A 23940-nucleotide genomic window follows, 5' to 3' on the forward strand; every position below is an offset into this window, starting at 1 on the left:
GGCGCGGTCACGTGGCGTGCGTGAGAGTCTGCACGAGCGCGATCAGTCCGATCAGGAACGCCAGCCCGGCGGCCGCGAGGATCACCAGCCGCATCAGGGTGCCCCGCTCGCCACCGGAGCGGGGGTCGTACGCGAGCGCCAGGCAGAAGGCGGACACCGCGGCCAACCACGGCACCACCACCGCGGCCCAGGACGTGGCGACCCCGGGGTCGCGCTCCGGGAACAGCGTCACGAGCGCGGCCAGCACCCCCAGCACGACGGTCAGGATGCCGAGACGACGCATCCACGTGGCACGACCGTCTCCGTCCGCCGGCTGATCGATGCCGTGCGCTCCGGTGCCGTCCAGGACAGCGAGAGGGTCCAGCCGATCAGCCGCGCGCACCGCCGCCGTGGACCCGATGAGGACGACCACGATGAGCACCGCGGCCAGGATGAGAGCGACGGACCAGAAGAACATGTCCCTGTCATACGCCCTTCACGCCCTCGGCGGTAGGGGCGCGGCGCAACAGCCTCCGACGATCGACGCCCGGACGGCTCGGATCAGCGCGAGCGTGCCAGCGTGTCCGCGAACCGCCCCAGACGTGCGTAGGCGTCGTTGCGAGCCTCGTGGCGCGACAGGAAGACGTCGTGCAGAGCGCCGTCAATGCGGTCAAGTGTGACCGTCGGACCCAGGTGCAGGGCGGCCTTGGCGATGTCGTCCACGACCAGCACACTGTCCGCCCGCGTCAGTTCCTCGCTCCAGCGCGTCGGGATCACCGAGCGTTGGGAGAGGAGGACCTGGATCGGGACGGGGATGCCGAGTCCGGACTGGACGGTGGTCTGCCCCGCCGCCACCGCCTGCAGCCACCCGGCGCGGACCGGCATGGTCTGCTGGGGGCGCCATGCCAGATTGATCTCCGGCATCGGGTCCTCGGGATCGGCGACCTCGGCCTGCGCGCGCGTGTAATAGCCGAGATCGAGCTGCGGGCCGGGGTCCAGCGGGGCCAGCCGCGCCGACAGGTGCAGGATCGGGGCCACGGCCGCGCGGCCGATGGCGTGCAGCTGAAGCGTGAGCCAGGGGCTGTTCAGAACCACCGCGGAGGCGATACCCGGGTGCCGTGCAGCCCACAGGCTGAGCGTCAGTCCACCTGTGGAATGGCCGAACAGCACCAGTCGACGGTTCGGATGTCCGTCCGTCGCGCTCCACCCCATCGCGGACAACGCGTGCTTGATGTCCTCGTCGTAGATTGCGAGGTCCGAGACGTATCCCGGGCTCTGCCCATCGCGCAGACTGCGACCGTACTTGCGCAGATCGAGCGCGTGGAAACGTGCGCCGCGAGCTGTCCAGAACCGGGCGAGCCGCGTCTGGAAGAAGTAGTCGGACCAGCCGTGGACATACAGGACGTCCACGTCGTCCAGGGCCGCGTGATCCCGACCGAGCGCGGTACGCCACCACGAGCGCCCCTCGGGGAGCAACCGCACCAGCGTCGCGACGACCTCACCCTCCTCGTCGGGAGCCAACGGCAGCGTCAGCTGCTGGAACGGCGAGCCGAGGACGTCCTCGGTCCATTCGATCTCGGCCACCCTGTCCCCCGTCCGCGATGTTTCAGGCGGTGCGTTCGTCGCGGGAGATGTCGACCATGTCCTCGCGCGGAACGACCTTGACCCGTACGCGCCCCTCGGCCTCACCGAGTTCGAGCTCGTGCGCGTCCAGGCGGTGCCAGCCATCGAGGTCCGTCCAACGTACACCGCGCTCGGCCAGCAGCGCCGGGATGGATTCCTCGGCGGAGGCGGTCGGCTCCCACCAGGAGTCGCGGTCCGCGATGAGGTTCGTGATCGTCTCCATCGCGTCCGACTTCGTGTGGCCGATCAGCCCCACCGGACCGCGCTTGATCCACCCTGTCGCGTAGACGCCCGCCAGCTGCTCGTCGGATTCGGCGGACACGAGGGCCCGACCCCCGGCGTTCGGGATCACACCACGGCGCTCGTCGAAGGGGACGCCCTCCAGCGGCGAGCCGAAGTACCCGATCGCCCGGTACACCTGCTGCACCGGAATCTCGCGGCGCTCACCGGTCCCGACGACGCCACCGGCACCGTCGGACGCGGTGCGCTCGTAGACGAAGCCGGCCACGCGTCCCTGGTCATCCGTGCGGATCTCGACCGGGTTGGCGAAGAAGTGCAGGTGCAGCCGTCGCGGCGCCTCGCCGGGGGCGTTGTTCACGGTGGGGCGCTGACGCCACGACTGCAGGATGCGGTCCATCACCATGACCTGCTTGTTGCCCTTGACCGCGGCCTGCGCGGCCTCGTCGTAGTCGAAGTCCTCGTCGTAGACGACCATGTCCACGTTCGGCACCTCGCCGAGCTCGCGGAGTTCGAGCGGGGTGAACTTCACGGCGGTGGGACCGCGCCGGCCGAACACGTGCACGTCGGTCACGCTGCTGTCCCGCAGCGCGTCGTGGACGTTGTCCGGAATCTCGGTGACGTGCATGTCGACGGCGTGCTTGGCCAGAACGCGGGCGACATCGAGGGCCACGTTCCCGTTGCCGACGACGGCGACGGAGGACGCGTCCAGCGGCCACGACCGCGGAACGTCCGGGTGTCCGTCGTACCAGCTGACGAAGTCCGCGGCCCCGTACGAGCCCTCGGCGTCGATGCCGGGGATGTTCAGGTGCGCATCGCGCTGTCCGCCGGTGGCGAAGATGACGGCGTTGTAGTGCTCCTTCAGATCGTCCAGGGTGATGTCCACCCCGAAGTTGACGTTGCCGAAGATGCGGATGTCGCCTCGGTCCAGCACATCGCGCAGCGCGTTGATGATGCCCTTGATCCTGGGGTGGTCGGGGGCGACGCCGTATCGGACGAGCCCGTAGGGCGCCGGCAGGCTCTCGAACAGGTCGATCGAGACGTCGAAGTCGCGCTCCGCCTTGAGCAGGATGTCCGCCGCGTAGATGCCCGCGGGTCCGGCGCCGACGATGGCCAGGCGCAACTTGCTCATGATGAATCTCCTTGTATTCGAATTCGACGTCAGGCGGCGCGGTCGACGACGGCGTCCGCGAAGCGCAGCAGCGCCTCGTGCACGGCGCCGCGCGGCAGCACGTCCAGAGCCGCGACCGCTTCGGCGGACCATTGCCGCGCGAGGTCGCGCGTGCGGTCCGTGACCGCGTTCTCCCGGAGCTGGTCGATTTCGGCGTCGAGCGTGATCGGGTCCTCCCCGGCGGCGACGCGCTCCTGACCGGCACGGATGCGGGCGGCCAGGTCGCGGTCGGCGGGCTCGCTGGAACGCGCCAGCAGCAGGAAGGGCATGGTGGGCACTCCGGCGCGCAGGTCGGTCCCGGGGACCTTCCCGGTCTCCTGCGCGGACGGGGACAGATCGATGACGTCATCGAGCAGCTGGAACGCGACGCCGACCTTCTCGCCGTACTCGCGCACGGCCGCCTCGTACTCGTCGGGCGCTCCGGAGAAGATGATCCCGCAGGCCGCGGCCGCCGCGATCAGGGACCCGGTCTTGTCCGCGAGCACCTGGATGTAGAAGTCGATGGGATCGTCGCCCTCGCCGGGGCCGACGGTCTCGTTCATCTGACCGAGGACGAGGCGCTCGAAGGTGTCCGCCTGCAGCCTGATGGCACGCTCACCGGCGCCCGCCATCAGCTGGCTGGCACGGGCGAACAGCAGGTCCCCGGTGAGGATGGCGACGTTGTTGCCCCACACCGCGTGAGCGCTCGGCACACCGCGGCGGCGGTCCGCGCCGTCCATGACGTCATCGTGGTAGAGCGAGCCGAGGTGGGTCATCTCCAGCGCCTTGGCGGCGTCGATGACGTGCTCGTTGTCGCTGTCACCCAACTGCGCCACCAGGAGCGTGAGCATGGGGCGCATGCGCTTGCCACCGGCCTCGAGGAGGTAACGGCTGGCGGAATCGGCGACCGGCGAGGTGACCCGAAGGTCTTCGGCCAGGCCCGCCTCCACGCGCTCGAGGCCCGCTTCGACGGCCTTCAGGAGCTTCCGAGAACGCGGGCCCGCGAAAATGCGGTCGCTGGTACCGAGGCGGCTCGCAATGCGAGAGCCGGGCGCGGATGGGCTCGGAGTCACCGGTCCAGCCTACCGGTCCCCGACGAGCGGCTTGGTGGCCCGGTGCACCGCCACGATCCCGAATGACAGGTTGCGGTAGGCCACGTTCGTCCAACCCGCGTCGCGGATCCATCCGGACAGCGTCTTCTGATCCGGCCAGTCGGCGATGGACTCATTGAGGTACTCGTAGGCGTCCGCGTTCGAGGAGATGATCCGCGCCACGCGCGGGAGCACCTGGGCGTTGTAAAACCGGTAGAAACCGGCGAAGAACGGCGACGGCGGCTTCGAGAACTCGGTGATGACCAGGCGTCCACCCGGCTTGGTGACCCGCAGCATCTCGGCGATCGCACGCTTCGGGTCGTTCACGTTGCGCAGTCCGTAGGAGATCGTCACGGTGTCGAACTCGTCATCATCGAACGGCAGGTCGGTCGCGTCCGCGTGGACGAATTCGACATTGCGTTCTCCGGCGTGGCGGCGCCGCCCCTCGGCGATCATGCCCGGGGAGAAATCCCCCGCGACCACGTGTGCACCGCTGCGGGCGAGGCTCACCGAACTCGCCCCGGTCCCGGCGGCGAGGTCGAGGATGCGCTGACCCGGCTTCGGATCGATGGCGCGGTGCGTGGCCACGCGCCAGAGCTTCTCATTGCCCACCGTCATCAGAAGATTGGTGCGGTCGTACGCGGGTGCGACCTGATCGAACATGCCGCTCACGCGGGCGGGGTCCTTGTGCAGGTCGGCACGGTTGTGCTGGTCGGGGCTCACCAGGCGAGTCTACGCGGCCGCTTTCCGACGAGCGCCGTCGGGAATGGTGCACGTGGCCGGGGTGTTGGCGGTGGCATGAGTGAGACCGTCGTGGTGCCCGCCCTCCTGGATCAGTTCCTGGCCGAGTCGGAATGGCGAGTCACCGGTGCCGCCGACCGCGAGATCCCGTCGTCGGGACTGCGTCTCGGGCAGGAGGGCCACGGCACGTTCCTCTTCCTCCTTTCCGGATCGGCCCACGTGGCCGGAACACAGGACGGTCCGGACCGACTCGAGGCCGGCGATCTGCTGCTGGCCACCCCGCTGAGCACGGCGACGGTCGTGCCGCGTGGCGGACGCGCCCTGGCCGTCATCGGCGCGGTCGAGCCGGTTCGGACACCGACGGCTGCGGCCCCGTTGCCGGATACGCTCGTGCTGAGTCGGTTCGCGGCGCGGGAGCCGGCGATCGCTCAGCTCGCCGGTTCGCTGGGCAGCGGTCGCCGTCGTGGTCAGGGCCCCGCGGACAGCGTCGTGTGCGCGCGCATCGCGACGACGATCCTGTCCGTCGCGGTACGCCTGTGGGCGGTGGCCGGCTGTGCGCCGGCAGGCTGGCCGACGCGCACGTCCGATCCCTTCCTGCAGCGAGCGGTCGCCGCGATCCACCAGGACCTGTCGCATCCGTGGACGGTCTCCGAACTCGCCACCCTCAGCGCCATGAGTCGCACGGCCTTCGCCGAACGCTTCCGCCGGTGCTTCGGCACGACGCCCGCGGAATACGCCACCCGCGCACGGATGACGCAGGCCGAGCGCCTGCTCGCGGCCGGCCGAAGCGTCTCGGCCGTGGCCCGCAGCCTCGGCTATGACTCGGACGAAGGCTTCCGCCGCGCTTTCCGCCGCCACGCCGGGGTCGCTCCCTCCGCGTGGCGGTCGGACGCGCTCGTCGCCCTCGCCTGACCGAGACGGCGGATCAGGCGAGATCGGGGGTGCGCTGCCGGGCGCCGGCGAAGATCACACCGCCGATGATCGTCACGGCGCCGGCGGCCACCAGCAGCGATCCGGCGCCGAGGGAGTCCACGATCACACCCCCGACGGCCGCGCCGACGGTGATGGCCAGCTGAAAGCCCACCACGACCAGTCCCCCACCGGCCTCAAGCCGGTCCGGGAGACGATGCGCGGTCCAGGTGTTCACCACGACGAGCCAACCGCCGAAGGACGCACCCCAGGCGGTGACCGCGATCGCCGCGACCGGCAGCGCCGGCAGGATCCCGAGCACGATCAGTGCCGCACCGAGTCCCAGTGGGACGGCCAGCCGGAGCACGGGGAGGAACCGCTCGGCGATGGCGCCGATCACGAGGTTGCCGACGAACCCGCCGACTCCGAACGCCGTGAGCATGAGCGCCGTGCCGGGTCCCTCGATTCCCGGCACCCGTTCCAGTGCGACGCGGATGAAGGCGTAGGCGGCCATGTGTCCGAGGACGACGAGGACGTGCCCGGACAGCGCCAGGGCGACACCCGAGCGACGCAGCACGACGACCAAGCCGCGCAGTCCCTCCGAACGCTGCGGCCGCACACGCGGGAGGGCGATGGCGAGAAGGACGGCGACCGCTGCGGTGATCACCGCGGCGGCGACGAAGACCTCCCGCCAGGGCAGCAGACCGCTGGCCCAGATCCCCAGCGGAACACCGATCACGGTCGCCAGCGTGTTGCCGATGTTGACGATCATCATGCCGCGTGCGACGTCGCGGCCGGAGGTGATCCGGGCGACCACGGTCAGCGACAGGGCCCAGAACCCTCCGATCGCCGCTCCGATCAGCAAGCGCGACAGCAGCAGCACGGTGATCGAGGGCGCGAACGCCACGGCCAGATCGGACGCGGCCGCGAGCACGGCGAGCAGCACCATCACGCGGGCACGATCGGCGCGCGGCAGCAGTGTCCCGATCGTGGGGGCGACGAGCAGGCCCGCGAACGCCGTGACCGTCACCGTCTGCCCGGCTTGCCCCGGAGTGACCCCGAGTTCCGCGGCGATCGGGATCAGCAGTCCACCGGGGAGGAACTCGGCCGTGATCAGGATGAAGCTCGTGAACGCCATGGCGACGAGGGCGGCCAGTCCGCGAGCGCGGCTGAGGGTCTGCGTCGTATCCGACGCCGGGATGGTCTGGGGGGCGGTATCTGTGGTCACGATTCCAGGTTCGTCGACGGGCGAGGACCGCACCCCACCGGACGTCCGCCGCACCGGACCGATCGTCCGGCGCGGCGGGGCGGGCGTCAGGCGGCGGCGGCGCGGCGGGCGTCCCAGCCGGAGCGAACCATCTCGTCCACGGTGTACCGGTTGTCCCAGTCCAGGTCCTGTGCGGCGAGCTCACCCGTGGCGACGATCCGGTCCGGGTCGCCGGCGCGGCGCGGACCGATCGCCGGCGTGAAGTCGACGCCGGTGACGCGCGCCATGGCGTCCATGATCTCGCGGACGGAGAGTCCGTTGTTCGAGCCGAGGTTGTACGCGGGAGCGAGAGTCTCGCCGGCGGCGAGGCGGCGGGCGGCGACGACGTGCGCGGCGGCCAGGTCGGCGACGTGGACGTAGTCGCGGACGTTCGTGCCGTCCGGGGTGTCGTAGTCGTCCCCGTTGATCGTCGGGGTCTCGCCGGCGATCAGCTTCTCGAAGACGATCGGGAAGAGGTTGTGCGGGCTGACGTCGTACACGGACTCGTCACCGGAGCCGACCACGTTGAAGTACCGCAGCGACGTGTGGCGCAGCGGGTTCTCACTCGCGGCCGTCGCGACGCCCTGGTCGCGGATCAGCCATTCGCCGATGAGCTTGGACTCCCCATAGGGGGACGCCGGGGCTTTCGGGGTGTCCTCGGTGACGAGCGCCACGTCCGGCGTTCCGAACACGGCCGCCGACGAGGAGAAGACGATCTTGTCAACGCCGGCGTCCGCCATCGCCGCCAGCACGACGCGGGTGCCCTCGACGTTCTGCTCGTAGGTGTGCAGCGGGCGCTGCACCGAAACCCCCGCGTACTTGAAGCCGGCGACGTGGATCACGCCGTCCACGTCATGCTCGACGATCGTCCGCGCGACGAGGTCGCGATCGAGGATCGTCCCGTCCACGAACGGCACGCCGTCGGGAATGAACTCCCGTCGACCGCTGGAGAGGTCATCCAGCACGACCGGGGGCAGACCTGCCTCCTGGAGCGCGCGGACGACATGAGCACCGATGTATCCGGCCCCGCCGGTCACAAGCCACGTCATGGTCCCATCCTCTCCCATCGGGACGGGAAGGCCATCACTCGGCAGCGAGGACCTCAGTGAGGCGAGCGATCCAGTGCTCGCGCGTGGCCTCGTCGAAGGGCGGGTCGGCCGCGGCGACGGCGGCGAGGAGTTGGGCGGCTCGGTCCTCGATCGCGCGCATCAGTGCGGCGGGGTACGCCCAGCGGGCGGCGTGTTCGATCCATTCGTCCTCGTCATCGAGGAAGGTGCGGCCGCCGAACTCGCGGATCACGTCGAGGTCCATGTCCACCGCGGTGAGCTCCCCGTCGACGAAGCGGACGTCATGGGCGAGGTCGACGTACACCCGGACGTCGGCGCCGTCCGCGAACAGCGACACGATGTGATCCGCCGCGGTCGGGACCAGGATCGCGGTGTGTGCCCGGTTCCGAAACTCGGCACCGACTCTGCGGGCGAGGTTTCCCTCGGGTTGACCGAACCAGAGTCCGTGCTCATCGGATCCGAGGTAGCGCAGGTCGTGCTCCCAGTGCGGCGAGCCGTCCCATTTCCGCCAGCGCTGCCGGACCGGACTGCCCGACCTCATCACGGGGTACCGGGCAGGTCGCGCAGACGCCGCAGCCAGCGCTCGGCGGTGGGGCCGTCGAACGGCGCGGTGCGGGAGCGCACGGCTTCGAGAACCTCGACGACGTGCGCTTCAAGCGATTCCTGCACTGCGGCCGGATACCCGTACGACTCACGGTGCTCGTCCCACTCATCGCGGTCGTCGACCCAGACACCGCGGTCGTCGCGCGCGCGGATGATGTCGAGGTCCATGTCGATGCCGGTGATCTCATCGTCCGTGTCCCAGCCGATGTCCCAACCGATGTCGACGTAGATCTCGTAGGACGCCGATTCCCCGTTGAACATGGGGAGATGACGGCCATCGGACGGGATGAGGCGGACCACGTCGTCGGAGGGATAGGAGTCGTGCCCCGGCCACGTGCTGCGAGTGCCGGAGAACTGCCCGACCCAGTCGCCGTGCTCATCGGAACCGAGGTACACCGTGTCATGCTGCCAGTGCGGTGCGCCGTCCCACTTCCGCCAGGCGACGCGGACGGGTGTTCCGATGCCGGGGCGAGTCTGCATGCGGCGAGTCTAGGCTGGACGGGTGGCGAACGACCCCCTGCATCCGCGTCTCACGGTGACGACGACCCGCGTTCCGATTCCCGAGGACCTCTTGCACGTCACCCCGCCGGACGCGCCGGTGGCCTGGTTGCGGCGCGGCGACGGACTGGTCGGACTCGGTGCCCCGGTGCTGCGCCTGTCCGCGACGGGAGACGGACGCGCGGCGGAACTCGCCCGCGCTTGGCGTGATGTGGCGGCGCATGCCCGTGTCCGGGACGACGTGGGGTTGCCCGGTACCGGGCTGATCGCCTTCGGCGCGCTGGCGTTCGATGATCGGTCCGCTGCCGAGTCGGCCCTGGTCGTGCCGAGCGCTGTGCTCGGTCGCCGCGGTGCGGAAGCCTGGCTCACGGTCTTCGCGGTCGAGGGCGCCGAGCCGGTGGTTCCGGATCCGGTGGCGTACGGGCCGTACTGGTCCGCTTCCCTGGGCCCGGGTGACCTGGATCCGGCCGGGTATCAGGCCGCGGTCGCGGCCGGGTTGTCCACGATCGCCGCCGGCGAGGTCGGCAAGGTCGTGCTCGCGCGTGACCTCGTCGGCACGGCACCGGCGGACGCCGACCTGCGGCGTCTGGTCCGCGAGCTGAACACCGCATACCCGGACTGCTGGACCTACGCCGTCGACGGCATGATCGGCGCGAGCCCGGAGACCCTGGTGACGGTGTCCGGAGGAACCGTGACGGCGCGCGTGCTCGCCGGGACGATCGGCCGCGGTCCGGACGCGGACGCCGACAACGCCGCCGCCGCCGAGCTCGCCACGAGTGCGAAGGACCGCGATGAACACGGGTACGCCGTCCGGAGCCTGGTTTCGTCGCTGACCCCATTCGTGTCCGCCCTGGCCTACAGCGACGAGCCGTTCACCCTGAAACTGCCCAATGTCTGGCATCTCGCGACAGACGTCGAGGGTGTTCTGTCCATAGCGTCGTCGGCTCTCGATCTCGTCGGTGCGCTTCATCCCACGGCCGCCGTCGCCGGCACGCCCACCCGCACCGCGATGGACGTGATCGCCCGGATCGAACCGTTCGACCGGGGCCGGTACGCCGGACCGGTCGGCTGGATCGACTCGTCCGGGAACGGTGAGTGGGCGATCGGCCTGCGCTGCGTCCAGGTCGCACCCGCTGCCGACGGTGCCCATGCACTGACCGCCCACGCCGGCGCGGGGATCGTCGCCGGTTCCGACCCGGAGCGCGAGATGCTCGAGACCCGCGTGAAGTTCCGCCCCATCGTGGAAGCCCTCGCCTGACACTCGCCTTCCAGGGCCCCGTCCGCGTGTGCGGCTTGCTCCGACCCGGGGTTCACGGTTCCTCTGTCAGCGATTGACGACGACATGGGGGATGTGGTCACCTCGCGTTCCAGCATGCTCGGGTTTCTTGGCTTAAGACGACACGAGTCCTCCAGGTGGTGGCGTTCTTCTGTCGGCGCGCGGATCCGGGGGTGGTTGGGTCGGGTGCGCTCGTCCCTGCGGGTTCGCGTGTTGCCGCGCTTCGAGGGCTGGGGTGGCTGGGTTTCGGCTTAAGACTGCCCGGCGGATGGTTGCGTTCCGGACGCCGTCTCGCGATCCGCGTTCGGTGCCCCATCTGCCGTCGTGAGTTCCGTGTGGGCAGCCGTCGCCGAGTCAGGTGAGGCCGGTGTCGGGCGCCCTCCGCCTCGGTTGTCGGGCGAGCGTCAGCGAGACGAAAGACGGGGAGATGGGTGGCGGGGTCGGGGTGAGAGAAGCCTCATCTCCACAGGCCCAAATCCATCCACAGCCTGGGATATTCAACGTCCAATGTCGGTGCCCCGGCGTAAAATATGGGTTATGAACACCACGATGGAACGGACCAGGGAAACGATGGCTCACGCCGTCGCCGACCTCCGCTCCATCCTCACCTCCGGCACCCTCGGTGAGGCGTCTCGGGAGGACGTTCTCGGGTTCGCGATCAGCGTCGGAGACATGCTCCGGCAAGCCGAAGCCGCCGCGATCGAACTGACCAGTGTTATTGAGAAGCGCTCCGCCACGGCGGAGCGTTTCGACGTTTCCTCCGACTGCCGCTCCGCGAACGAAGTGATGCAACGCACCACCGGTGTCGCCCCCACCACCGTCAAGCGATGGAGCCGGTTGGTCGCGACCATCAAGCCCGCCCGGGTGTTGTCCTCGGGTGAGGAGAAGCCGGCCGAGTTCCCCGCCCTCCGTGAGGCACTGACCACTGGTGCCATCGGCGCGGACGGCCTGGAAGCCGCGACCCGTCCTCTGCGGGAGATCAAGGATCGCGTCGACGCGGCGGATCTCGCGGAGGTTGACGAGGTTCTCGCCGCGATGACCACGACCACCGGCGCGCCGGTCATGTGCGACACCCTCCGGGACGCTTCCCTCCGCCTCGCCACCGACCTGGACATCACCGGTGCCGAGGATGAAGAGGAGAAGGCTTTCCGGGGTCGGGCGCTCCGGCTCGGGGTCAAGCGCAACGGGCTCGTGCCGATCACCGGCCAACTCGTCCCGGATGTGGCGGGTGCGCTGTCGGTGTTGCTGGATTCGATCAACAACCCCCACGGCCAGCCCGCGGGCGTGAAGTTCCGGCCCTCGGACGAATCCGACGAGAACGCGGATGTGCGGACGATGGTGCAACGCAACCACGACGCTCTTGGCACGATCCTTGCCGCGGTGCCGAACGCACCGGACATGCCGCTCAACGGTGGCGGCGCACCGGTCCTCGTGATCCACGCGACCGAAGACACCCTCCGTGCCGGTGAAGGGTGGGCCACGATCCCCGGAGCCGATGGCACCGGGACGGATGTGCCGGTCCCGTTCGCCGCGGCGAAGCACGTCGGATGCTGTGGCACCATCCAGCACCTCACGTCCGCGACGAACGGGCGGATCGTGAAGCTCACCATCGACAAGCGGGTGTTCAACACCGACCAGCGGCGAGCGATCAGCGCCCGCGACCGGTCCTGCGTCATCCCGGGATGCCACACCCCCGCCCGGTGGTGCGAGATCCACCACGTGAAGGAATGGTCCAGGGGCGGTGAGACCGATGTCGATAACGGGGTGCTGATCTGCTGGCACCACCACCGATTCATCGACCGCATGGGCTGGGACATCCGGATGAACGACGGCGTCCCCGAAGTCCGACCACCCGACTGGATCGACCCCACACAATCCTGGCAACCCACCGGCCCCCGCGCCGCGGGCCGACCGAAGCGGGGTGCGTGATGCGGTGGGAGAACTCCGCCCACACCACACCCACCCCGCGCCTCCCGACGTTCCGCCTCGCCGGCGCTCACCCAACAACCGAGAGTCGGGCGGCGACCGACGGGGCGACGGTCATCTCGGGGACGCGGGCCGGCGACGCGAGCCGATCCATGACGGACGGTCTTAAGCCGAAAACCCAACCCCGCCGGAACCCGCAGCGCCGAACGCAAAGTACCCACGCCGCCCCGGGCGCACCTGTCGCAACCACCCCGAAATCCGCGCGCCGACGCGTGAACCCGGCCACCCCGACAACCCGTGTCGTCTTAAGCGAAAAGAACGCAACCACGCTGGAACGCGACACGAGAGCCTCCGCTACCCGCGGAATCACGTGTCGTCGAGAGGGCGCGCGCTCAAGAACCCAGACGGCGACAACACGGGAACGCGAGGCGACCCGCACCGCCCACTGCGAGAGGCACGGGCGCGAGCGATCGAACGAAACGGACTCAGCTCGCGGCGAGGCGGGCCATCTCCGCGTCGACGTCGTAGTCGGCTTTCGGCCAGCGCGGATTGATGTCCAGCAACGTCTGGAGCAGGATCTCCTGCACGGCGAGACGGGCGAACCACTTGCGATCGGCGGGAATCACGAACCACGGCGCGACTTCCGTCGAGGTCCGCTCGAACACGGTCTGGTACGCGTCCATGTACTGCGGCCAGAGCTTGCGCTCGTCGACGTCGCCGGGGTTGTACTTCCAGTGCTTGTCCGGACGCTCGAGCCGCTCCATGAGCCGCGACTTCTGCTCCTTCGGCGAGATGTGCAGCATCACCTTCACGATGCGCGTCCCCGACTCCGCCACCCGCGCCTCGAAGTCATTGATCGCGCCGTACCGCCGCTCGATCTCCTCCGCGGACGCCAACTCCCGGACCCGCCCGATCAGCACATCCTCATAGTGCGACCGATCGAACACCCCGATGAACCCCGGCGAGGGCAACCGCTGCTCAATGCGCCACAGGAAGTCGTGCCGCAGCTCCGCCGGCGTCGGCTTCTTGAACGCGGCCAGCGCCACGCCCTGCGGGTCGACGCCGCCGACGACGTGCCGCACGATGCCGCCCTTACCGGCCCCGTCCATCGCCTGCAGCACGAGCAGGACCGAGTCATTCGCGCCGCCGACGTGGCTCGATGCGAACAGCCGCTCCTGCAGATCGCTCAGCCGATCGAGACCCGCCGCGAGCTCTGCCTGCCCGCTCTCCTTGTCGCCCTCGTATCCGGGCGTCGAGCGCGGGTCGAGGTCCGCGAGGCGGAAGCCCTTCGAAACCTTCAGCGCTGCTGTCGCCGGTTGCGTCCACGTTCCGTCGAGCTTCTTGGCCATGTCCTCATCATGGCATCCGGCACAGCTCCGCTGGGGTCAGCGCGGCAACGGGACCTCGACGATCTGCCGCCCCGACGGCGGGTCCGCGACGGCCTCCCGCAATTCTTCGACCGTGGTCACGACCCGGTGTGCCCACCCGTACGCACGAGCGAGGTCCGCAAGCCGCACCCGGTGCGGCGTGTACTGGACGCGAGCGAAATCCACCGGATCCGCGACCTGAGCCACCTCGAGCGTGTCGAAGATCGTGCCGCCACCGTCGTTTCCGACGATCACCTGCAGCCGCGGCTCCGCCTCGTCCGCGGGCATGAGCAGCGACCCCACATCGTGCAGGAAGGACAGGTCTCCGAGCACCAGTCGCGTCACGCCCCGCCCCGCTCCGAGCGCGATGCCGGACGCCGTCGCGATGAGCCCGTCGATCCCGGCGAGACCCCGATTCGCGTGCACCGCGACAGCCTTCGGCGCCAGCACGTCGTCCGCTACACGCACGAGCCGGGACGATCCGAACACCACCCGATCATCCGCCGCCGTGGCGTCCCACACGGCCGACACCAGCGCTTCCCGATCCAACGCGGTCGGTGCCGGACGGGGATCGACCGGCGCGAGCCACCGCGCCAACCAGTCGCCGTCGGCGACGAACGCCCCATCGAGCACCGTGCGCGCGGAAACCGCCGTGCTGCGGTGATTGAGATCGATCGACTCACCGGGCCCGCGGACGGCGATCACGTCCACGTCCTCCCGTTGGAGCAGCCGCGTCCCCTCGCGCGTCAACGTCGGGTGGCCGTACACGACCACGCGCCGGACCGCTCCCCCGAGTTCCGGCGCTCGGAGCCGCGCCCGGTAGTCCGGGACCGCGTTGCGACCCCGCCGCGCCCCGCTGACGATCTCGGCCAGGAGGGGCCACCCGAACCGCTCCGCCGCCATGACCGCGTCCGGCCCGGCGTCGGCCCCGGCCAGGACGATCGTCGGAGCTCCATCCGCCCACGCCACGGGCTCCTCGGCGTCATCGACCTCGACGGGCAGACCGTGGCCGCCCGGATGGCCGTTGCCCCACCACCCGGGAAGAGCTCCGGCGAGCGGTTCTCGCAGCGGCAGGTTGACGTGCACCGGACCCGCCGGCACCGCCGACGCCGCCGAGAAGGCGCGCCGCGCGAGCGCCCGGAAACCAGAGGCGTCGGTGTCCGCATCATCGACCGCCACCGGGACCTGCGCGTCGACCTCGTCCCGCACGAACGCGGCGAACATCCCCGGCTGGGTGGTGGCCTGATTCGCCCCGACCCCGCGCAGTTCAGGGGGCCGATCGGCGGTCAGCAGCAGGAGGGGAATCCCGGAATGATGCGCTTCCAGGACGGCCGGTGCGAGGTTGGCGACGGCCGTGCCGCTGGTGACGATGACGGCCGCCGGACGACCGGTCGCACGACCGAGGCCCAGCGCCAGGAAGCCGGCCGAACGCTCATCGAGCCGGACGTGCACGCGGACCCGGGCATCACGTTCCAGAGCGACCGCGGTGAGCGCGAGCGCCTGGGAACGGGAACCGGGGCACACCACGAGATGCTCGACACCGAGCACCACCAGTTCATCCAGCAGCGCCGCGACGGCGTGCGTGGCGGGAGACGGAGCGGTCGCAGGCACGGGTCAGCCGACGATGCCGCGGCTGCCGTGCGTGTCGTCCTCGCCGTCCTGACCGTCTGTCTTGGGCGGCGTCGGAGGATCCGTCTCCTCGTCGAGTCGCGCCAGCTCCTCTTCCAGACGACGGATACGCGCGTCCTGATCCGCCTTCTGCGCGGCGGACATTCCCCCCACGGAGCCGAGGAAGTCAGGGTCATCGTCCGGAGCCCGGCGCACGGCGGTCGCGGCGACGGGCTTGGCCCGACCCAGCAGGAACCACAGCAGACCCCCGACAATCGGCAGAACCACGGTGATCGCGACCCACGCGCCCTTCGAGACCCCGCGGTGACGCGTGTCCGGCTGAACAGCACAGTCGACGATGCTGACGATCCAGAAGACGACCGCCAGCACGACGAGGATCAGGAGGAGGCGTGCCACGGCCCCAGTCTAGGCGCTCCCGCCTGAGCATGACCCGGTCGTCGACTCTTCTCAGGGGCCGCGCCTACACTGAAGCCGTGAAGAAGTTGCCCCCACTCCTCGTGTACACCGTGCTGCGGCTTCTGGCGTTCGTCGTCCCGTTCGCGATCATGATGATGTTCCCGATTCTGCGCGAGTTCTACTGGCTCGCGGCCATCTTCGCCGCCCTGATCGGTGTCAGTCTGTCGGTTCTGTTCCTGCGCCGTCCGCTCACCGAGGTGTCCGCCGGCATCGAGTCGCGCCGCACCCCGAATGCATCCACGCACACCGCGGACGAGGACATCGAGGACGCCGCGATCGACGCGGACGGCACCGTCCGCTGACCCGTCAACCCCAGAACGCCCAGAACAGGGCGCCCGCGTAGATCAACGACGCGACCGAGGTCAGGCTGAGCGCGATGATCAGCTCGCTCGGCTTGCGGTAGGTCCAGACGATCGCGATGGCCGGGCCCGCCGCGAGCAGCGAGAACATCGCCAGCCACGCGATCGGATAGAACAGCGCGAGGAACGCCGCGATCGCGAGGGCCAGAACGATCAGCACCGTGAACAGCACCTGTGTCGCTCGGCGCCCGATCACCACCGTCAGCGTGCGCTTGCCCGCGACGCGGTCCTGATCGATGTCGCGCAGGTTGTTGGCCAGCAGCACCGCGCAGGCGAAGAACCCGGCCGCGACAGCGCCCGCCCAGGCCTCCTGCGGCAGGTAGAGCGCCTGGACCCAGGTGGTGCCGAGAGTCGCGACCAGGCCGAAGAAGACGAAGACGAAGACCTCGCCGAGGCCCATGTAGCCGTACGGACGCTTGCCACCGGTGTAGAACCACGCCGCGACGATGCACACCAGGCCCACCAGCAGGAGCCACCACTGCTGGGTGCGGATGACGATCGCGAGGCCCACGAGCGCGGCCAGCAGGAAGAAGGTCAGGGAGACGATCAGCACGGTGCGCGGCTTCGCTCGTCCGGCACCCGTGAGACGGGCGGGTCCGACACGGAAGTCGTCCGTGCCGCGCACGCCGTCGCTGTAGTCGTTGGCGTAGTTGACGCCGATCTGGAGAAGAACGGCGACAGCGAGGCACGCCAGCGCGATGACCCAGTGGAAGAACCCGCTGCCGATCTTGTCCGGCCCGGCGCCGAGGACCGAGGCACCGGTCCCGATCACGACGGGCGCGATGGCGAGCGGCAGGGTGCGCAGTCGCGCCGCCGAGACCCAATCACCGAACCCGGCGGGCTGGACGGTGGAGGTGGGCTGGCGAGCCGGATTGCCGGAGATGCCCCGGCTGTCGTACCGGCTCTTGCGCTGCGTCTTGGTCACGATCCTCGATTCTACCGAGCGCGGCGATGCGCTCTTGATGAATCGGGAATCATCACTCCGCGGCGGCGCGGGCGGCGAGCTTCGCGGTGCGACGCTCCCGATAGCGGGCGTTCATCTTCGGCGCCTGGATCGACATCACAGTCGCGGTGATCAGGCCGGGGGTGAGCAGTGCGAGAAACAGCGGCAGGTTTTCCATGTCTCCACCCTGCCGTCGGGCTCCGTCGCCCGGATCACCCGCGCGGCGGAATCCGCTCCTCCCCCGCACGGGGGAACTCAGCTCACCGCCGCGGTGATCGCGCGACGGTCCGGCTTGCCGGAGGACAGGTAGGGGAAGTCGGCGAGCGGAACGATCCGCGCCGGACGCCCGGCCACGCCGACCGCGCTCTCCACCGCGCCTCGCGCCTCGGTCAGCAGCGCGGCGGCGGATGCCTCCCCCGCGGGAAGGACGACGACAGGCACCTGACCCCACCGGTCGTCCGGAACTCCGACGACGACCGCGCGCTCCAGCCCCGGGACGGACCGGACGACCCGCTCCACCCGGTCCAGCGAGACGTTCACCCCGCCGGAGATGATCACGTTGTCCAGCCGTCCGTCGATCCGCAGTTCGCCGGACGCGTCGATCGACCCGCCGTCGCCCGTGCGGTACCAGCGCACCCCGTCCGAATCCGTCGGGAAGACCTCCGCGGTGCGATTGGGGTCGCCGAGGTAGCCGTCCGCGAGCGTGGGACCGGCGATGCGGACCTCGCCGTCCACGATCTCCAGCCGCGTGCCGTCCAGCGGGCGACCGTCGTAAACGCAACCGCCCGAGGTCTCCGTCGATCCGTACGTGCGGATCAGGTTCCAGCCGAGGTCCGCGGCGCGCTCGCGCATCGGCATCGGCAGTGCCTGTCCCCCGACGAGAACGCCGGCGAACGAACGGACTGCGCCGACCACCGCCGGGTCATCGGCGGCGTCGAGCAGTGTCTGCACCTGCGCGGGAACGAGGGCCGTGTATCGCGGCACGGCCACTCCCCCGACGGAGGAGTTCATCAGTCCGGCCGCGGTGAGGAAGGTCATCGGCGTGAACTTCCCGGACAGGTAGGACGGTTCGTGGCCCTGCACGAGCGAGCGCACGAGGACCTGCAGACCCGCGACGTACGACGCCGGCAGGGCCAGCAGCCACGCGCCGCTGCCGATGCGGTCCGCCGTCGCCATCGCCGAGCAGGTCAGCGCCGACCGGGACAGCACGACGCTCTTCGGAACGCCGGTGGACCCGGACGTCGTCATCACGGCCACCGTGCCGGCGGGCAGCTCGGCGTCCTCCGCGATGGGCGCCCCCAGCGCCAGAACGGGACCGGACCCGTTGTACGCGGCCCGCAGCGCGGCGTGGATCGCGCGCGGATCGTCCTCGGCGGTGAAATGCATCAGAAGTGGTACGGGAACGGGGACCAGTCCGGATCCCGCTTCTCGAGGAAGCTGTCGCGACCTTCCACGGCCTCGTCCGTGCCGTAGGCCAGACGCGTCGCCTCCCCGGCGAACACCTGCTGCCCGACCATGCCGTCATCGACCGCGTTGAAGGCGAACTTCAGCATCCGGATCGCGGTCGGCGACTTGCCGAGGATCGTGCGCGCCATCGCGATGGCCTCGGTCTCGAGGTCCTCGTGCGCCACGACACGGTTCACCGCGCCCATCTCGTACGCCCGTTCGGCCGAGTACTCCTCGGCGAGGAAGAACACCTCGCGGGCGACCTTCTGCCCCACCTGGCGGGCCATGTACGCCGAGCCGTACCCGGCGTCGAACGAGCCCACATCGGCGTCCGTCTGCTTGAACCTGCCGTGCTCGCGGGACGCGATGGACAGGTCGCAGACGATGTGCAGCGAGTGACCGCCCCCGGCCGCCCACCCCGGGATGACCGCGATGACGACCTTCGGCATGAACCGGATGAGCCGCTGCACCTCGAGGATGTGCAGGCGTCCGGCCCGCGCCGAGTCGTGCACCTCGGTCTCATCCTCGGAGTACTTGTAGCCGTCCCGACCGCGGATGCGCTGGTCACCACCGGAGCAGAACGCCCAACCGCCGTCCTTCGCGCTCGGCCCGTTGCCGGTCAGCAGCACGACGCCGATCTTCGGATCCTGTCGCGCGATGTCCAGCGCCCGGTAGAGCTCGTCCACCGTGTGCGGACGGAAGGCGTTGCGCACCTGCGGACGATCGAAGGCGATGCGCGCGATCCCGCCGTCGTGCGAGACGTGCGCGGTGATGTCGGTGTAGTCCGCCGCCCCCGGGGCGAGAGTCCACTCGGCCGGATCGAAGACGTCCGAGACGTTCTCCAGGGCGCTCACGAAGCGGTACCTCCATTGCGGGAGTCGCGCCACGCCAGCCAGCGAACGACGGAGTCCCAATCGAATTCCGGACCGGAAAGGCCCAGGGTGAACAGCCTTACACCGGCGGCGTAGAGGGCATCGGCGTCGGCTTGGGTGCGCCGGGCGAGCTCGTTGGAGACGATCAGACCGGACACATCGGTACCGTCGGTCTCCGCCCAGCGCTCGATCACGCCGAGCTTGTGCGGGATCTCTTCGGCGCCGACGAAGCTGTGCCAGATGTCGGCGTGACGCGCGACGGTGCGCAGCGTCTTCTGCTCGCCCTTGCCTCCGATGAGCACCGGGATCTCGCGCGTCGGCGGCGGGTTCAGCTTCCCCCACCGGGCACGGATGCGGTCCAGGTCCGCGGCAAGACCGTTCAGGCGGCTGCCGGGTGTGCCGAACTCGTAGCCGTACTCGTCGTAGTCGCGCTCGAACCACCCCGCACCGGTGCCGAAGATGAAGCGGCCGACACCGTCGCGGGCGGAGATGTGATCGATCGTGCGGGCCATGTCCGCCTGCAGGTCCGCATTCCGGTAGGAGCTGCAGTTGACCAGCGCGCCGAGCTCGAGCCGCTCGGTCTGCTCCGCCCATGCCGCCAACAGTGTCCAGGACTCGTAGTGCGCACCGTCCGGATCGCCGTGCAACGGGAAGAAGTGGTCCCAGTTGAACAGGATGTCCGCCCCCAGGTCCTCGATGCGAGCCGCTGCACTGCGCAGCTCCGCATAGGACACCTGCTGCGGCTGCAGTTGTACGCCGATGCGCACGGGAGTCTCGGTCAGCATGGCACCAGCCTATTCCCGCACCGCGCGGACCTCACGACGTTTCGCCTCGCCGGCGCCGAGCTCACAGGCCGGGCGCGGTCGGGCGGGAGCGGCGGGTACCGCGGAGGTTGTGCAGGATGTCCAGGATCGTGATCGCGATGACGAGGAAGACGGCGACGGTCGAGAGGATCGGACCGACCTCGGGGCCGACGTCACCGTTTCGAGTGATGTACGCCCACAGCGCCGGATTCAGCAGGTGGCCGGTCACCAGCGCTGTGATCGTCCAGGCCGCGCCGAGAAGCGTCAGCACCGTGAGCACCACCGCGAGCGCGGGGGATGTTCCGCGCCGCCAGCGCACGAGGAGAACGATGGCCTGGGCGAGAAGGATCGCCAGCAGGGCGCCGATCCACCACGGCCACAGCACCGGGTCGACCACGGCGTAGCCGGTGCCGTCGAGCCAGACGAGGCCGATCACCTGGTCGACGATCAGGAAGTCCGACAGCACCGCGAGCCACACCAGTCCGGCCGTCAGTTCGCCCAGGCTCTCCTTGTGCGGGATGCCGGTCACCGGCAACTGGTCCGGCGTCCACCGCGGCGGCGCGACCGCGCCGCCGGAGCGCTCGACTGCGGCGAAGACGAATGTGCTCCAGAAGACCAGGTGCACGGCGATCGTGACCCCGATACCGACGGTCTGCCCGATCACGGGGCCGATCCGCGCACCGAGGTCGGGGTGCCCACCGCTCGCGGCGGTCTCGTTGACCGCGGCCAGACTCAGGCCCAGGGCGACCGCCAGGACGGCGATCGGCAGCACCACCGTCAGCAGCATGATGACCAGTCGCCGCCACGGCTGATAGAACCGCGGCCCGATGAGGTAGGAGGGCCGGTCGGCGTAGTCGGCGGCCAGCACGTCCGGATCGCCGAGCTCGGTCACCACGGCGAGCTCGGCGGCGTCCGCGGGCTCGCCCGCTGCCGCACGGGACCGGACGGCATCCTCGATCGAGCCACGCAGCTCGGTGGCGACGTCCTGACGTGCGCGTTCCGGAACGGAAGTCGTGACCGCGGCGATGTAGCGGTCGGTGAGGGTGTCCATCACTCCTCCTGGGGGTCGGCCGCGGGGGCGGCGAGATCTGTGAGGGCGCGATCGAGGTCGCGCCAGTCCTGCAGCAGGAGAGCGAGCAGGCGCTCTCCGTCCGTCGAGGTCCGATAGAACTTCCGGGGGCGGCTCTCGGCGGTGTCCCACTCGCTGCGCAGGAACCCCTGTTTCTCCAGGCGGCGCAGCAGCGGATACAGCGTGTTGGCGTCGGCGACGACACCGCGGTCGGCGAGCTGCTCGAGCAGCCCATAGCCGTAGCCGGGACGGCGCAGCACGATCAGACACGCGACCACCAGGGTCCCGCGTCGCAGTTCTTGACGGTGCAGCGCCACGATGTCATCGTCCACGCATCACACTATACTGTGTGACTAACACTATAGGAAGACGCGCGATATGAATCGCGCCGGACACCGGCCCACGCACGGCAGGATGGCGGTATGCACCTGCCTGAGCTGCCCGATGTCCTCGACACCCTGCGCGTGGTCGCCCTTCCGATGGCCGTCCGCTTCCGTGGCGTGGACACCCGCGAGGCCGCCCTGTTCGAGGGCCCGGAGGGGTGGACCGAATTCTCGCCGTTCGTCGAGTACGACGACGCCGAAGCATCGGCGTGGCTGGCCGGCGCCCTCGACTACGGCTGGCGCGCCACTCCGCCGACCGTGCGCGACCGGATCCACGTGAACGCCACCGTGCCGGCCGTCCCTGCGACGGACGTGCCCGGCGTGCTCGCCCGTTTCGACGGCTGCCGGACCGTGAAGGTCAAGGTCGCCGAACGCGGTCAGCGCCCGCAGGACGACATCGACCGCGTCCGCGCGGTGCGCGCCGAACTCGGCCCTGAGGCACGCATCCGAATCGATGCCAACGGCGGCTGGAACCTGGACGAGGCCGAGCGCGCCATCCACGCCATGAACGAGTTCGACCTCGAATACGCTGAGCAGCCCTGCGCGACGATCGACGAGCTCGCGGAGCTGCGCTACCGGATCAAGTACTCCGGGGTCCTCATCGCCGCCGACGAGAGCGTGCGCAAGGCGGAGGACCCGCTCGCCGTCGCCCGAGCCCGCGCAGCGGATGTCGTCATCGTCAAGGCACAGCCCCTCGGCGGCCTGCATCGCGCGCTCGCCGTGGTCGCCGAAGCGGGACTGCCCGCCGTCATCTCCAGCGCTCTGGACACCGCGGTCGGCATTGCGATGGGCACGATGCTCGCCGGCGCCCTGCCGAACCTGGACTTCGACTGCGGGCTCGGCACCGCTTCCCTGATCCGGGACGACGTCGCCGATGCGCATGTCCGCGGCGGGGTCCTCCCGGTCGGACGCATCTCCCCCGACCCGGCGGCACTGGATCGCCTGGCCGCGGACGCCGAGCGCACTCAGTGGTGGCGCGAGCGGATCACCCGCTGCCACACCCTGCTCTCCGAGCGCGTCTGACGCTGTCCGCCAGCCGCGTCGCGACGCGAGATCGGGTCGCATCACCGGGAGCCACGAGACACCGCGTCCGCCCATCGGGGCACGACGCGACCCGCGTGCCGGACTGCCGCCCCTGATGACGGGCGGTCCGGCCAGACGCTAGTTTGGCCCCATGAAGCGGCTGGGCTGGTCGATCGTGACCATGATGTGCGGGGTGGCCGCAGCGCTCATCGCGCTGCTCGTCGAGGCCCATCTCCTGCCGGAGTGGTTCTCGATTCTGCCGGTGCTGGCGATCCCGCTGGCCGTACTCCTGAGCGCCTTCATCGGGTTGATGACCGCGAGCGCCGTGATCATGAGCCCCCTGGTCGGAATCGTCGCCATCGTCGCGCCCGTCATCGACTGGTCGACGGCCCCGGACATCGACGAGCCCCACTTGATCGGCTTCGGCCCCGGCGTCGCCTTCGCCCTGCTCGGCCTCGTGGCGCTGATCGCCGAGCTCCGCAAGCGCCCGCAACCCGCGCCGCGCCCCGTCGTACCCCTGTTCGAGGACTGAACCTCAGGCGGTGTTGGCGGCGACCAGAGCGGACACCACCGCGACGGTGCGCTTCAGGATCAGAGCGGTCAGCGGCTCCTGGTCCAACCCCTCGATGACGCCCTCAACGGCGGTCCCCTCCCAGATGATCATGACGATGTCCGCGAGTTCCGCCGACGGAAGCGTGAGCTCCAACCCCGTCCCGCGGGCGACGTCCGCGACCAACCCCTCGACGCGCTCACCGAGGTCGCGCTGCCACTTGCGGTAGGCCGCCGCGGTCCGCTCATCGCGCATCGCTCGAGAGCGGAACTCACTCATCACGCGCACGCCGACCGCGTCTCCGACGACCGCTTCCAGGATGCGGTGGAGGACGACGTCGACCGGCATTCCGGCCAGGCCCTCGGCCTCCAACTCCCGGACGCGGTCACTGACCTCACCGAGCTTGTTCTCGCTGACCCACTGCACGAGCTGGAAGAACAGGTCGTCCTGCGAGTCGAAGTTCGAGTAGAAGGCGCCGCGCGTGAAGCCGGCGCGCTCGGTGATCATCTCGACGGACGCCGCCCCCACGCCGATCTCCGCGAACACGGCGGCCGCGGCCTCGAGCAGGCGCTGCCGCGTATTCGAGCGGTTGCGCGTCGTGCGCGCGATCTCATCCGACATCTGTCCTCCGCCGCCATTCTCACACTGGCCGTTCAGCCAACGCGCTCGGCCCGCCGTTACGATACACAAGTGT

Annotated in this window: 26 protein-coding genes; 6 read left to right on the forward strand and 20 right to left on the reverse strand. The window is 69.9% G+C overall.

Annotated elements, in window-relative coordinates; translation table 11 throughout:
- Positions 1-7 precede the first annotated feature (7 nt).
- From BN1193_RS10695 to ubiE, 5 genes are all read right to left on the reverse strand, one after another.
- Complete coding sequence (locus tag BN1193_RS10695) at positions 8-457, reverse strand: hypothetical protein (protein ID WP_040166304.1); 450 nt, start codon at positions 455-457, stop codon at positions 8-10.
- An 83-nt stretch (positions 458-540) separates the two neighbouring features.
- Positions 541-1563, reverse strand: coding sequence for an alpha/beta hydrolase (locus tag BN1193_RS10700; RefSeq protein WP_094770441.1), 1023 nt, complete (start codon positions 1561-1563; stop codon positions 541-543).
- Positions 1564-1585: 22 nt separating this feature from the next.
- Positions 1586-2971, reverse strand: a complete 1386-nt coding sequence (locus tag BN1193_RS10705; RefSeq protein WP_040166306.1) for an FAD-dependent oxidoreductase — start codon at positions 2969-2971, stop codon at positions 1586-1588.
- 29 nt (positions 2972-3000) lie between these two features.
- A complete protein-coding gene (locus BN1193_RS10710) occupies positions 3001-4062 on the reverse strand; it encodes a polyprenyl synthetase family protein (protein WP_040166308.1) in 1062 nt (353 codons plus the stop codon).
- Positions 4063-4071: 9 nt separating this feature from the next.
- Entirely contained in the window at positions 4072-4803 is a 732-nt protein-coding gene (gene ubiE, locus BN1193_RS10715; RefSeq protein ID WP_040166310.1) for a bifunctional demethylmenaquinone methyltransferase/2-methoxy-6-polyprenyl-1,4-benzoquinol methylase UbiE, read from the reverse strand.
- A gap of 75 nt (positions 4804-4878) precedes the next feature.
- Between ubiE and BN1193_RS10720 the strand changes: the two genes are divergently transcribed.
- Positions 4879-5733 carry a helix-turn-helix domain-containing protein gene (locus BN1193_RS10720; RefSeq protein ID WP_040166311.1) on the forward strand — a complete coding sequence of 285 codons (855 nt, stop codon included), beginning with the start codon at positions 4879-4881 and terminating at the stop codon, positions 5731-5733.
- 13 nt (positions 5734-5746) lie between these two features.
- On the opposite strand, the gene BN1193_RS10725 is transcribed toward BN1193_RS10720, so the two are convergent.
- From BN1193_RS10725 to BN1193_RS10740, 4 genes are all read right to left on the reverse strand, one after another.
- Positions 5747-6958, reverse strand: coding sequence for an MFS transporter (locus tag BN1193_RS10725; protein ID WP_040166313.1), 1212 nt, complete (start codon positions 6956-6958; stop codon positions 5747-5749).
- An 86-nt stretch (positions 6959-7044) separates the two neighbouring features.
- On the reverse strand, positions 7045-8025 hold the full coding sequence (galE, locus tag BN1193_RS10730; protein ID WP_040166314.1) for a UDP-glucose 4-epimerase GalE: 981 nt from the start codon (positions 8023-8025) through the stop codon (positions 7045-7047).
- Between the two features lie 34 nt (positions 8026-8059).
- A complete protein-coding gene (locus BN1193_RS10735) occupies positions 8060-8584 on the reverse strand; it encodes a DUF402 domain-containing protein (protein ID WP_052460655.1) in 525 nt (174 codons plus the stop codon).
- Complete coding sequence (locus BN1193_RS10740) at positions 8584-9126, reverse strand: YgaC family protein (RefSeq protein ID WP_040166315.1); 543 nt, start codon at positions 9124-9126, stop codon at positions 8584-8586. Before BN1193_RS10740 ends, BN1193_RS10735 begins: the two co-directional genes overlap by 1 nt.
- A gap of 22 nt (positions 9127-9148) precedes the next feature.
- Here BN1193_RS10740 and BN1193_RS10745 point away from each other — a divergent pair, with 22 nt between their 5' ends.
- Both BN1193_RS10745 and BN1193_RS10750 read left to right on the forward strand, forming a co-directional pair.
- Entirely contained in the window at positions 9149-10402 is a 1254-nt protein-coding gene (locus BN1193_RS10745; protein WP_040166317.1) for an isochorismate synthase, read from the forward strand.
- A gap of 555 nt (positions 10403-10957) precedes the next feature.
- A complete protein-coding gene (locus BN1193_RS10750) occupies positions 10958-12349 on the forward strand; it encodes an HNH endonuclease signature motif containing protein (protein WP_195907847.1) in 1392 nt (463 codons plus the stop codon).
- Between the two features lie 482 nt (positions 12350-12831).
- Here the strand turns inward: BN1193_RS10750 and BN1193_RS10755 are convergent, their stop codons facing one another.
- Genes BN1193_RS10755 through BN1193_RS10765 form a run of 3 tightly spaced genes read right to left on the reverse strand, consistent with a single transcriptional unit; the run spans position 12832 to position 15738 of the window.
- The gene (locus tag BN1193_RS10755; RefSeq protein ID WP_040166320.1) at positions 12832-13695 is read right to left on the reverse strand and encodes a polyphosphate kinase 2 family protein; all 864 of its coding nucleotides are present in this window, start codon (positions 13693-13695) and stop codon (positions 12832-12834) included.
- A gap of 36 nt (positions 13696-13731) precedes the next feature.
- The gene (menD, locus tag BN1193_RS10760) at positions 13732-15324 is read right to left on the reverse strand and encodes a 2-succinyl-5-enolpyruvyl-6-hydroxy-3-cyclohexene-1-carboxylic-acid synthase (RefSeq protein ID WP_040166321.1); all 1593 of its coding nucleotides are present in this window, start codon (positions 15322-15324) and stop codon (positions 13732-13734) included.
- A 3-nt stretch (positions 15325-15327) separates the two neighbouring features.
- Positions 15328-15738, reverse strand: coding sequence for a PLD nuclease N-terminal domain-containing protein (locus BN1193_RS10765; RefSeq protein ID WP_040166322.1), 411 nt, complete (start codon positions 15736-15738; stop codon positions 15328-15330).
- Positions 15739-15815: 77 nt separating this feature from the next.
- Between BN1193_RS10765 and BN1193_RS10770 the strand changes: the two genes are divergently transcribed.
- Entirely contained in the window at positions 15816-16100 is a 285-nt protein-coding gene (locus tag BN1193_RS10770; RefSeq protein WP_040166323.1) for a DUF4229 domain-containing protein, read from the forward strand.
- A 4-nt stretch (positions 16101-16104) separates the two neighbouring features.
- Here the strand turns inward: BN1193_RS10770 and BN1193_RS10775 are convergent, their stop codons facing one another.
- From BN1193_RS10775 to BN1193_RS10800, 7 genes are all read right to left on the reverse strand, one after another.
- Positions 16105-17085: a 1,4-dihydroxy-2-naphthoate polyprenyltransferase gene (locus BN1193_RS10775; RefSeq protein WP_094770443.1), complete on the reverse strand. Its 981-nt coding sequence runs from the start codon at positions 17083-17085 to the stop codon at positions 16105-16107.
- Positions 17086-17134: 49 nt separating this feature from the next.
- A complete protein-coding gene (locus tag BN1193_RS18045) occupies positions 17135-17278 on the reverse strand; it encodes a hypothetical protein (protein ID WP_154670788.1) in 144 nt (47 codons plus the stop codon).
- A gap of 77 nt (positions 17279-17355) precedes the next feature.
- Complete coding sequence (locus BN1193_RS10780; RefSeq protein ID WP_040166326.1) at positions 17356-18486, reverse strand: AMP-binding protein; 1131 nt, start codon at positions 18484-18486, stop codon at positions 17356-17358.
- Entirely contained in the window at positions 18486-19400 is a 915-nt protein-coding gene (locus tag BN1193_RS10785) for a 1,4-dihydroxy-2-naphthoyl-CoA synthase (RefSeq protein WP_195907848.1), read from the reverse strand. Before BN1193_RS10785 ends, BN1193_RS10780 begins: the two co-directional genes overlap by 1 nt.
- Entirely contained in the window at positions 19397-20203 is an 807-nt protein-coding gene (locus BN1193_RS10790) for an LLM class F420-dependent oxidoreductase (RefSeq protein ID WP_040166327.1), read from the reverse strand. The genes BN1193_RS10785 and BN1193_RS10790 overlap by 4 nt, the downstream gene beginning before the upstream one ends.
- Before the next feature lie 61 nt (positions 20204-20264).
- Positions 20265-21272 (reverse strand): permease prefix domain 1-containing protein, encoded by a 1008-nt coding sequence (locus BN1193_RS10795; RefSeq protein WP_052460657.1) that lies wholly within the window; start codon positions 21270-21272, stop codon positions 20265-20267.
- Entirely contained in the window at positions 21272-21622 is a 351-nt protein-coding gene (locus BN1193_RS10800; protein ID WP_040166329.1) for a PadR family transcriptional regulator, read from the reverse strand. Before BN1193_RS10800 ends, BN1193_RS10795 begins: the two co-directional genes overlap by 1 nt.
- A 90-nt stretch (positions 21623-21712) precedes the next feature.
- On the opposite strand from BN1193_RS10800, the gene BN1193_RS10805 reads away from it, so the two are divergent.
- Both BN1193_RS10805 and BN1193_RS10810 read left to right on the forward strand, forming a co-directional pair.
- Positions 21713-22696 (forward strand): o-succinylbenzoate synthase, encoded by a 984-nt coding sequence (locus BN1193_RS10805; RefSeq protein ID WP_040166331.1) that lies wholly within the window; start codon positions 21713-21715, stop codon positions 22694-22696.
- Between the two features lie 151 nt (positions 22697-22847).
- A complete protein-coding gene (locus tag BN1193_RS10810) occupies positions 22848-23228 on the forward strand; it encodes a hypothetical protein (RefSeq protein WP_040166332.1) in 381 nt (126 codons plus the stop codon).
- Between the two features lie 3 nt (positions 23229-23231).
- Here the strand turns inward: BN1193_RS10810 and BN1193_RS10815 are convergent, their stop codons facing one another.
- Positions 23232-23867, reverse strand: a complete 636-nt coding sequence (locus BN1193_RS10815) for a TetR/AcrR family transcriptional regulator (protein ID WP_040166334.1) — start codon at positions 23865-23867, stop codon at positions 23232-23234.
- Positions 23868-23940 lie beyond the last annotated feature (73 nt).

Source organism: Microbacterium gorillae, assembly GCF_000826185.2.
Classification (GTDB): domain Bacteria; phylum Actinomycetota; class Actinomycetes; order Actinomycetales; family Microbacteriaceae; genus Microbacterium; species Microbacterium gorillae.

What these genes read in the sequence shown, in the direction of transcription:
- BN1193_RS10695 (WP_040166304.1), bottom strand. Translation starts at nt 457, where the DNA reads ATGTTCTTCTGGTCCGTCGCTCTCATCCTGGCCGCGGTGCTCATCGTG.
- BN1193_RS10705 (WP_040166306.1), bottom strand. Translation starts at nt 2,971, where the DNA reads ATGAGCAAGTTGCGCCTGGCCATCGTCGGCGCCGGACCCGCGGGCATC.
- BN1193_RS10720 (WP_040166311.1), top strand. Translation starts at nt 4,879, where the DNA reads ATGAGTGAGACCGTCGTGGTGCCCGCCCTCCTGGATCAGTTCCTGGCC.
- galE (WP_040166314.1), bottom strand. Translation starts at nt 8,025, where the DNA reads ATGACGTGGCTTGTGACCGGCGGGGCCGGATACATCGGTGCTCATGTC.
- BN1193_RS10735 (WP_052460655.1), bottom strand. Translation starts at nt 8,584, where the DNA reads ATGAGGTCGGGCAGTCCGGTCCGGCAGCGCTGGCGGAAATGGGACGGC.
- BN1193_RS10740 (WP_040166315.1), bottom strand. Translation starts at nt 9,126, where the DNA reads ATGCAGACTCGCCCCGGCATCGGAACACCCGTCCGCGTCGCCTGGCGG.
- BN1193_RS10750 (WP_195907847.1), top strand. Translation starts at nt 10,958, where the DNA reads ATGAACACCACGATGGAACGGACCAGGGAAACGATGGCTCACGCCGTC.
- BN1193_RS10755 (WP_040166320.1), bottom strand. Translation starts at nt 13,695, where the DNA reads ATGGCCAAGAAGCTCGACGGAACGTGGACGCAACCGGCGACAGCAGCG.
- BN1193_RS18045 (WP_154670788.1), bottom strand. Translation starts at nt 17,278, where the DNA reads ATGGAAAACCTGCCGCTGTTTCTCGCACTGCTCACCCCCGGCCTGATC.
- BN1193_RS10780 (WP_040166326.1), bottom strand. Translation starts at nt 18,486, where the DNA reads ATGCATTTCACCGCCGAGGACGATCCGCGCGCGATCCACGCCGCGCTG.
- BN1193_RS10790 (WP_040166327.1), bottom strand. Translation starts at nt 20,203, where the DNA reads ATGCTGACCGAGACTCCCGTGCGCATCGGCGTACAACTGCAGCCGCAG.
- BN1193_RS10795 (WP_052460657.1), bottom strand. Translation starts at nt 21,272, where the DNA reads ATGGACACCCTCACCGACCGCTACATCGCCGCGGTCACGACTTCCGTT.
- BN1193_RS10805 (WP_040166331.1), top strand. Translation starts at nt 21,713, where the DNA reads ATGCACCTGCCTGAGCTGCCCGATGTCCTCGACACCCTGCGCGTGGTC.
- BN1193_RS10810 (WP_040166332.1), top strand. Translation starts at nt 22,848, where the DNA reads ATGAAGCGGCTGGGCTGGTCGATCGTGACCATGATGTGCGGGGTGGCC.
- BN1193_RS10815 (WP_040166334.1), bottom strand. Translation starts at nt 23,867, where the DNA reads ATGTCGGATGAGATCGCGCGCACGACGCGCAACCGCTCGAATACGCGG.